8 protein-coding genes and 2 pseudogenes are annotated in these 8209 nt (G+C 71.1%); 2 read left to right on the top strand and 8 right to left on the bottom strand.

Annotated elements, in window-relative coordinates:
- Nucleotides 1-10: 10 nt before the first annotated feature.
- The 7 genes from ACLF3M_RS32015 to nac all read right to left on the bottom strand — a co-directional run bounded on the left by ACLF3M_RS32015 (nucleotide 11) and on the right by nac (nucleotide 5728).
- The gene (locus ACLF3M_RS32015) at nucleotides 11-856 is read right to left on the bottom strand and encodes a LamB/YcsF family protein (RefSeq protein ID WP_430661082.1); all 846 of its coding nucleotides are present in this window, start codon (nucleotides 854-856) and stop codon (nucleotides 11-13) included.
- Nucleotides 853-1266, bottom strand: a complete 414-nt coding sequence (locus ACLF3M_RS32020) for an acetyl-CoA carboxylase biotin carboxyl carrier protein (protein ID WP_430661083.1) — start codon at nucleotides 1264-1266, stop codon at nucleotides 853-855. Before ACLF3M_RS32020 ends, ACLF3M_RS32015 begins: the two co-directional genes overlap by 4 nt.
- Complete coding sequence (locus ACLF3M_RS32025) at nucleotides 1263-2252, bottom strand: biotin-dependent carboxyltransferase family protein (RefSeq protein ID WP_430661084.1); 990 nt, start codon at nucleotides 2250-2252, stop codon at nucleotides 1263-1265. The genes ACLF3M_RS32020 and ACLF3M_RS32025 overlap by 4 nt, the downstream gene beginning before the upstream one ends.
- Nucleotides 2249-2905 carry a 5-oxoprolinase subunit PxpB gene (gene pxpB, locus ACLF3M_RS32030; RefSeq protein ID WP_430661085.1) on the bottom strand — a complete coding sequence of 219 codons (657 nt, stop codon included), beginning with the start codon at nucleotides 2903-2905 and terminating at the stop codon, nucleotides 2249-2251. Before pxpB ends, ACLF3M_RS32025 begins: the two co-directional genes overlap by 4 nt.
- Complete coding sequence (accC, locus tag ACLF3M_RS32035; protein ID WP_430661086.1) at nucleotides 2902-4245, bottom strand: acetyl-CoA carboxylase biotin carboxylase subunit; 1344 nt, start codon at nucleotides 4243-4245, stop codon at nucleotides 2902-2904. Before accC ends, pxpB begins: the two co-directional genes overlap by 4 nt.
- Nucleotides 4246-4250: 5 nt before the next feature.
- Nucleotides 4251-4703 carry an acetyl-CoA carboxylase biotin carboxyl carrier protein gene (locus ACLF3M_RS32040; protein ID WP_430661087.1) on the bottom strand — a complete coding sequence of 151 codons (453 nt, stop codon included), beginning with the start codon at nucleotides 4701-4703 and terminating at the stop codon, nucleotides 4251-4253.
- Nucleotides 4704-4792: 89 nt separating this feature from the next.
- On the bottom strand, nucleotides 4793-5728 hold the full coding sequence (gene nac / locus ACLF3M_RS32045) for a nitrogen assimilation transcriptional regulator NAC (RefSeq protein WP_430661088.1): 936 nt from the start codon (nucleotides 5726-5728) through the stop codon (nucleotides 4793-4795).
- A 123-nt stretch (nucleotides 5729-5851) separates the two neighbouring features.
- Here nac and ACLF3M_RS32050 point away from each other — a divergent pair, with 123 nt between their 5' ends.
- Nucleotides 5852-7078, top strand: coding sequence for an aspartate transaminase (locus tag ACLF3M_RS32050; RefSeq protein ID WP_430661089.1), 1227 nt, complete (start codon nucleotides 5852-5854; stop codon nucleotides 7076-7078).
- Between the two features lie 544 nt (nucleotides 7079-7622).
- Here ACLF3M_RS32050 and ACLF3M_RS32055 read toward each other — a convergent pair.
- Nucleotides 7623-7913 (bottom strand): annotated as a pseudogene (locus ACLF3M_RS32055) (transposase); the annotation flags it as partial.
- 20 nt (nucleotides 7914-7933) lie between these two features.
- On the opposite strand from ACLF3M_RS32055, the pseudogene ACLF3M_RS32060 reads away from it, so the two are divergent.
- Nucleotides 7934-8209: pseudogene (locus ACLF3M_RS32060) on the top strand (IS110 family transposase); the annotation flags it as partial.

Consider the following 8209-nt stretch of genomic DNA (forward strand, 5'->3'; position numbering starts at 1 on the left):
CTCTCGCCGCTCACGCTACCCGAGGCGGAAGCGGGCCGGCCAAGACGGTTTCGGTTTGGCGGGATAAGGTGCTCTTATGGCCGTCGGCCTCGGCGTCCAGGCGAGACAGCGGGACCACTTGGCCGCCCTCCGCGACGATCGCCGCGCGGATCGCGCGCGCAAGGTCGACCGCGCCCAGCGTGTCGCCATGGACGAGGATCGAGCGGGCCTGGGTCGGCAGGCGCGTGCCGCTCGCGGTGATCACGCAGCCCTCGCGCAGCAGCCGCAGGATGCGTTCCAGCACGGCCTGCCGGTCGTGGATGACGGCGCCGGGCAGCCTGCGCGGCACGAGGAGCCCGTCATCGCCATAGGCGCGGTCGGCGAGGAAGCTGATGGCCGTGCCGAGGCCGAGCTCGGCGGCCGCGCCCTCGATCGCGACGCTCGAGGAGGTCAGGATCGTCAGCGAGGCGTCGAACGCCGCCACGGCCTCGAGCAGCGGGAAGGCCAGCGCGCGGTCCGCCGCCACCATGTTCCCGAGCGCGCCGTGGAAGCTCATATGCGTCATGCGTGCCCCGGCCGCGCGCGCGATCCCCGCGAGCGCGCCGAGCTGATAGACCACCATGGCGGCGAGTTCCGGGATCTCGACCTGCATCGGGCGGCGGCCGAAGCCCTGCCGGTCGGGGAAGCCGACATGCGCGCCGATGTCGACGCCGCGCGCCTTCGCCATCTCGACCGTTCGCCGCATGATGAGCGGGTCGCCGGCATGGAAGCCGCAGGCCAGGTTCCCGGAGGTCACGACGTCGAGCAGCGCGGCGTCGTCGCCCATGGTCCAGGGGCCGAAGCCCTCGCCGAGATCGGCGTTGATGTCGAGCTTCATGCGGGCTCCCCGTGGGCCAGGGAGTGAAGGCGGAAGAGGGGCGTGCCGTAGCCGACGAGCGTGCCGGGCTCGGCCAGGCGCTCCGCGACGATGCCGGCGCCCGGCGCGCGAACGGGGATGAGCAGCGCGCCGACCTGCAGGCAGGCAAGCGGCTCGCCTTCCGCCACCTCGTCGCCGGTTTCCGCGAAGGGGTGGGCGGCCAGGGGATGCCGGTCGAGGAAGACGCCCGGCGACGGCGCTGCGATCGCGACCGGCGCGGCGGCTTGGCGGGGCGCGGCGTCCGCAATCCGTGCGGCGCCCGCGCGGCCAAGCGTCAGCGCACCCTCGGGCCCCGACAGCTCCAGCCCGTCGATGTCCGTCGCGTCGAGCCAGCGCGACAGTGTCGCGACGAGCGTGGCGTCGAGCTTCATGCCGCGCGCTCCTGCAGGCGGCGCAGATCGACCAGGCGGCGCGCCTCCGCGAGCCATGCCTTGTTCCGATCCAGCGCCTCCACTGCTTCCTCCCAATTGGTGCGGATGAAGCGGATGCGGCTGCCGATCGGCGCCTGGCCGAGCCGCCAGAGATCGGCCTCGATCACGGTCGCGATCTTGGGATAGCCGCCGGAAGGCTGCGCGTCGCGCATCTGCACGATGGGCTGGCCGCCATGCGGCACCTGCACGACGCCCGGCACGATGCCGTGGGAGCGCAACTCCATCGGCGCCAGCAGCTCCAGGATCGGCCCCGCCAGGCGGAAGCCGTAGCGGTCGCTCTGCGGCGTGACCTTCCAGGGCTCGTTCCAGAAGGCGTCGAGCGCGGCCGCGGTGAAGCGGTCATGCTCCGCGGCCGGCAGCGCGCGCACCGCGGCAATGCCCTCGGCCTCCAGCGGCAGGTCGAGTGCCGGCGGCACCAGGCCGCAATCGGCGCACGCAGCCCGAAACGGCTGCGCCCCGAGCGGCAGGCGATCGCCTTCGCACAGCGGCCTTCCCTCATGGCCGCCGAAGGCGCCGCGCAGCTGAGTAGACCGCGAGCCCAGCACCGGCGCGACCGCGAGCCCGCCCGCCACGCAGAGATAGGCGCGGCCGGCGCGCCAGGCCGCGGGCCCGGGCGGCCCGATCTCCAGCACGTCGCCCGCTTCCGCCTGCGCCGCCCACCACGGCAGGATCCTGCGCCCGTTCAGCGAGACCGCGGCGTTCGCGCCGGTCACCGCGACGACGGCGGCGGTCGCGAAGCGTAGGCGGAAGGGAAAGACCGGGATCTCGATCGCCGCCGCGTCCTCGGCGTTGCCGAGCAGGATGTTGCCTGCGGCGAGCGCCATGCCGTCCATCGCGCCGGACACGCCGACGCCCCAGCCCAGTGCGCCGGTGCGGCCAAGGTCCTGCACGGTGGCGAGCGCGCCGGGCGTCAGGATCTCGATCATCGCAGCACCCGCAGGATGCGGAAGCGGACGCTGTCGCCGGGCTGCAGCAGCGTGGGCGGCGTGCGGTCCACGTCAAAGAAGACCATGTCGGTCGAGCCGATCGTGTTCCAGCCGCTGGGGCCGGGAGAGGCCGACACGCCGGTCTGCGAGCCGCCGATCGACACCGCGCCGCCCGGGATGCGCAGCACCGGCGTCCGGCGTCGCGGCGTCGCGATCCGCGGATCCATCCCGCCGAGGTAGCAGTAGCCGGGATGGCTTCCAACGGCGAAGACGGGGTAGGTCGGCGCGGCGTGGATCTCCGCGACCTCGTCGGGACTGAGGCCGGTATGCGCGACGACGTCGGCCATGTGCGGACCGCCTTCGCCGCCATAGACCACCGGCAACTCGACGCAGCGTCCGTCCAGCGGCAGCGGCTCGACCCCCGCCCAGGCCGCAAGCAGCCGCGCCGCCACCGGCGTCCAGTCGCGCTGCGGCCGGGCGAAGGTGACCATCAGGTTGTTCATCCCCGGCACGGCCTCGCCGACGTCCGGCCATCCCGCGGCCTCGCGCGCCAGCGCCCAGATGCGGCGCTGCGTCGCCAGCGTGGTCCCGCCCGGCGCCTCGAACAACAGCGCGGTGGTGCCGAGCAGGCTGACGGTGGGTTCTTCGCTCATCGCGCCGCCATGAGCCGTTCGAGGTGGTGGATGTCGACGCCGCCCGCGACGAATCCGTCGTCGCGGAGGATGCGCCGATGCAGGGCGAGATTGGTCGCGATGCCGCCCACGCGCATCTCGTCGAGCGCCACGCGCAGCCGCGCGAGCGCATCCGCCCGGCTGTCGCCATGCACGATCAGCTTCGCGAGAAGCGAGTCGTAATGCGCGGGCATGCGATAGCCCGCCGAGGCATGCGTATCGATGCGGATGCCCGGCCCGCCCGGCGCCGACCACGCGGCGATCAGGCCGGGCGAGGGGGCGAAGCTCGTCGGGTCCTCCGCGTTGATGCGGCATTCGATGGCGTGGCCGCGGGAAACCACGTCCTCCTGCGCGATGGGCAGGCGCTCGCCCATTGCGACGCGCAGCTGCAACTGCACGAGGTCGAGCCCGGCCGTCATCTCGGTCACGGGATGCTCGACCTGCAGGCGCGTGTTCATCTCGATGAAGTGGAAGGCGCCGTCCTCCACCAGGAACTCGAAGGTGCCGACGCCGCGATAGCCGATGCGCTGGCAGGCCTCGACGCAGGCCTGGCCGATCGCGTCCACCAGATCGGCGGCGAGGCCCGGCGCCGGCGCTTCCTCCACCACCTTCTGGTGCCGCCGCTGCAGGGAGCAGTCACGGCTGCCGAGCCAGACGGCGTTGCCATGCGCGTCGGCGATCACCTGGATCTCGACATGCCGGGGATGCGCCAGGAACTTCTCGACATAGACGCGGCCGTCGCCGAAGGCGCGCCGCGCTTCCTCGGTCGTCACGGCAAGCGCGTCGGCCAGTTTCCCGTCGGCGGCGACCACCCGCATGCCGCGCCCGCCGCCGCCGCCGGCGGCCTTGAGGATGACGGGATAGCCGATCGCCGCGGCGGCGACGCGCGCCTCGTCCAACTCGCCCGTCAGCGCGTCGTCGCCGCCCGGCACGCAGGGCACGCCGGCGTCCCGCATCGCCCGCTTCGCCCCGATCTTGTCGCCCATCAGGCGGATGCTGTCGGGCCGCGGCCCGATGAAGACGAGGCCCGCCGCCTCGACCCGCTCGGCGAAGGCCGCGTTCTCCGAGAGGAAGCCGTAGCCCGGATGGACCGCGCCCGCGCCCGACGCCTTTGCCGCGAAGAGGATCGCCGCCTGGTCGAGATAGCTGCGCGTGGCTGACGCCGGCCCGATGCAGAGCGCGACGTCGGCGAGTGCGACATGCGGCAGGTCGCGATCGGCCTCGGAGAACACCGCGACGGTGCGCAACCCCAGCGCGCGGCATGCCCGCTGGACGCGGAGCGCGATCTCGCCGCGGTTCGCGATGAGGACGCTGTCGAACATCGCGCTCACCCGATCCGCATCAGCGGCTGCCCGAGCTCCACCTCGTCGCCCGAGGCAACGAGGATGGCGTCGACCAGTCCGCCGCGATCGGCGCGGACCTCGAGGAAGGTCTTCATCGCCTCGACCATGCAGATCACCGCGCCCGGCGCGATGCGGGCGCCAGCGGACACGAAGTCCGGCTTGTCTGGGGCGGGGCGGAGATAGACGATCCCGGGCATTGGCGACCGGATCTCCGCCTCGGTCGCGGCCGCTAGCTTCGGTCTCGACGCGAGGCGCGGCTCGCGGTCCGGCGCAGCGGGACGCCGCGGCGCGGACGCCGACGGCACCGGCGCGGCCTCGTCACGGTGCACGGCCCCGCGCGTCAGGCGCAGCGTCCAGCCGCCTTCGCTGAAGGTCATCTCCGCGAGGTCGGAGGCCGCCATCGCGTCGATGAACGCCTTGATCCTGTCGAGCTCCATGCCCCGCCGGCCGATGATCGAAGCGCAAGGCTATCTCCGGTCCCGACAGGATGGCCAAGACGGATTGAGTTTAGCCCGATAAGACATGCTTATGACGCAAGCCGCGTCTCGGCGACGCCGTTCCGCGCCGGCGCCATCTCCTCGATCAGCTCCAGCACGATCTGCTTCACGGCCTGCGCCGGCTCCGATAGGGGAAGATGGTCGGACAGGCAGAGCGCGAGCGGCGCCTCGATCACGGGATCGACGATACGGCGCTGCCAGGCCGCGCAGGAGGCCACGACCTGCCGCGCCATCGATTCCGGCAGGATCGTCGCGCCCAGGCCCTCGGCGATCACCTGCTTCAGCGTGCTGTCGGACTCGATCTCGGCGACCACGCGCGGGGTCATGCTGTTGGCGGCGAACGCCTCGTCCACCATGCGCCGGACCACGTTGTAGGGGCGTGCGACGAAGAGATCGACGTCGGCTAGGTCGCGGACGGGGACCTCCGCCGCGGGCGCCGGCATGCGGTCCGGCCCCACCACGCAGAGCCGCTCCTTCAGCAGCGGCACGAAGCTCAGGCCATGCATCGCGGCCTTGCCGCCGTAGAGCACAGCGAAATCCATCCGGCCGTTCATGACGAGCTCGGACAGCGTGCTGCCATAGGTCTCGTTCAGATAAAGTACGATGCCGGGATGCCGCGCGCGCACCGTCCGCAGCAGCGGCAGCGCGAGCCCCGCCGCCGCCGTGCCGGGCGCGAGGCCGACCGCGACCGCGCCGGCCAGTTCCTGCGCCGCGGCGTGCATGTCGGCGCGCGCCTGCTCGCATTGGCGCAGGATGAGCTGCGCGTGGCGGTAGAGCACCCTTCCGGCCTCGGTCGGCACGACGCCGCGCTTGGTGCGCATCAGCAGCTTCTGGCGGGCCTCGCGCTCCAGCGTGGCGAGCTGCTGGCTGAGCGCGGGCTGGGCGATGAGCAGCACGTCGGCGGCCCGTGTCAGGCTGCCGGTGTCGACGATCTTCACGAAATACTGCAGCCGCCTAAGGTTCACGCTCCGGTCCGCGCGGGGTGATCGATAAGAGATGCCTATAAGGCCAGTTTGAACTCGTCTTGGCCAGGGCTTTCGGCCGCGACTAGCGTCGCCGCCCGATCGCCCGAGGAGCCCGCTGCTGCCATGTCCGCCGCCGAGACCGCAGAACCCCGCGTCGCGGAACGGGTCCGCCGGATCAAGCCGTCGCCCAGCTCCGCGGCGGCCGATCGTGCGGCGGCGCTGCGGCGGGAAGGCCGCAGCATCGTCAGCCTCGTCGTGGGCGAGCCCGACTTCGACACGCCCGCCGCCATCCGCCGCGCCGCGGCCGAGGCGATGGACAAGGGCGCGACGCGCTACACCATGCTGGCCGGCACGCCGGAACTGCGGCAGGCCATCGCCGCCAAGCTGAAGCGCGAGAACGGGCTGGACTACGGGCCGGACGACATCGTGGTCACCAATGGCTGCAAGAGCGCGATCTACAGCGCGCTGGAGGCGACGCTGGAGCCGGGCGACGAGGTCATCGTCCCCGCGCCCTACTGGGTGTCCTACACCGACATGACGCTTGCCTGCGGCGGGACGCCCGTGACGATCGCATGCCCCGCGGCGCAGGGCTTCAAGCTGACGCCGGGCCAGCTTGCCGCGGCGATAACCCCGCGCACGCGCTGGCTGCTCGTCAACTCGCCGAGCAACCCGACCGGCGCGACCTACTCGCTGGCAGAATGGCGCGCCCTGGCGGAGGTGCTGCGCGACCACAGGCATGTGCTGGTGATGACCGACGACATCTACGAGCACATCCGCTTCGGTGGCAACGGACCGGCGCCGCACCTGCTGAACGCCGCGCCGGCGTTGAAGGATCGCACGCTGGCCGTCAACGGCGTCTCCAAGACCTATGCCATGACGGGCTGGCGGATCGGCTGGGCGGCCGGCCCGCGCGACATCATCGACGCCCTGGGCACACTGCTGTCGCAGGCCTCCGGTAATGCCTGCTCGGTCAGCCAAGCGGCGGCTGTGGAGGCGCTCAACGGCGACCAGTCCTTCGTCGGCGAGAGCGTCGCCACCTATCGTACCAGACGCGACCGGATGGTGGCTCGCATCAACGCGATCCCCGGTCTGGCCTGCGCGCCACCGGAGGGGGCCTTCTATCTCTACGTGAATTGCGGAGGCCTGATCGGGCGCCTGACACCGGAAGGACGCCGGCTGGCGACCGACGACGACGTAGCGATGTATTTCCTCGAGAGCGTCGGCGTCGCGCTGGTGCCCGGCGCCGCCTATGGGCTCTCGCCCTATTTCAGGCTTTCGATCGCGACATCGGCTGCCAATCTCGACGAGGGGGCAGATCGAATCGCCCGAGCCGTCGCTGGCCTGCGGTGACGCCTTCCGCGCAGGTCACGCACACCATAAGTCGAGGTTGGCCGTCACTGGCGCACGCAGCGCCCTGACGGCTCCGGGGATCGCGTCGATCCGAGCACGGCGCCCCTCAGCCACTCGATGACGCTTGCACCGTGGTGGAGAGAGTCTGCTTCCCGCCCACTTTGGCTGTAGGCGGGGAAGGAGCGGTCCCCGGGATCACCCTCCGAGGGCGGCGATCAGGGCTCGGTGTCGACGCAGGTGCACCCGCTCGCCTTGACTTGGCAAGGAGGCAACGCCGCCTGAGGTGTTACCATCGAACCACGCTACTGCGCCAAAGCGGTCCGTTTGGGGCGGCGCATCCAGCGACGACCTGCCGACGTCGCTGCTGCGGCGAGCGGCACACAGATGAAGATCGGCAACTCGACGCTAACTAACTACGCTCCGGGCCACTCAGCACTGTTCGGCATAAGCTGATGCGGGTCCCCGCATCACCCTATCAGCAGCAAATCAAGACACTTGCGGGTCCCCGCATCCAGAAAAAAAGTAGGGGTTGACCTAGTTAAGGCTAGGAACGGGGGTCCGAAGCTTGTCCTAGGCCAATCCAGTTCGCCAGGGTTTTGAGCAGACGGCGAGGCGGCGCGTAGTTGAAGCGCCACTCGCACTCGGCGAGGAATAGCGGGAAGCTTTGGCGGGGGATGCCGTTGTAGCGTCTCAAGTGGCGCTTGGCCTGGCTCCAGAAGTTCTCGATGCTGTTGATGTGGGCGCGGCCTTGCGCGTAGCCGCGGCCCTTGTCGACCCGGACATGGCGGAATTCCGAGACGTCGAGCGCCGCGTAGCTATGATAGCCGTCGCTGTAGCTGGTCTACAGCGACGGCTATCACAGCGCCGGAATACGTCCAGCCGTACGTGAAGGCGCAGAAGACTGATGACCGCGACGCCGAGGCGATCGCCGAGGCGGCGACCCGCCCCACCATGCGCTTCGTGTCGCTGAAGAACGAGGCGCAGCTCGACCTGCAGGTGCTGCATCGGGCGCGCCAGCGCCCGGTGGCGGCCAGGACGCGGCTGACCAACCAGCTGCGAGCGGTGCTGCTCGAGCGCGGCGTCATCATGCCGAAGCGCCGCACCATGCTGAGGCAGCGACTGGCCGAACTA

The organism is Falsiroseomonas sp. HW251 (assembly GCF_050563545.1).
In the GTDB taxonomy this organism is placed as follows: Bacteria; Pseudomonadota; Alphaproteobacteria; order Acetobacterales; family Acetobacteraceae; genus Falsiroseomonas.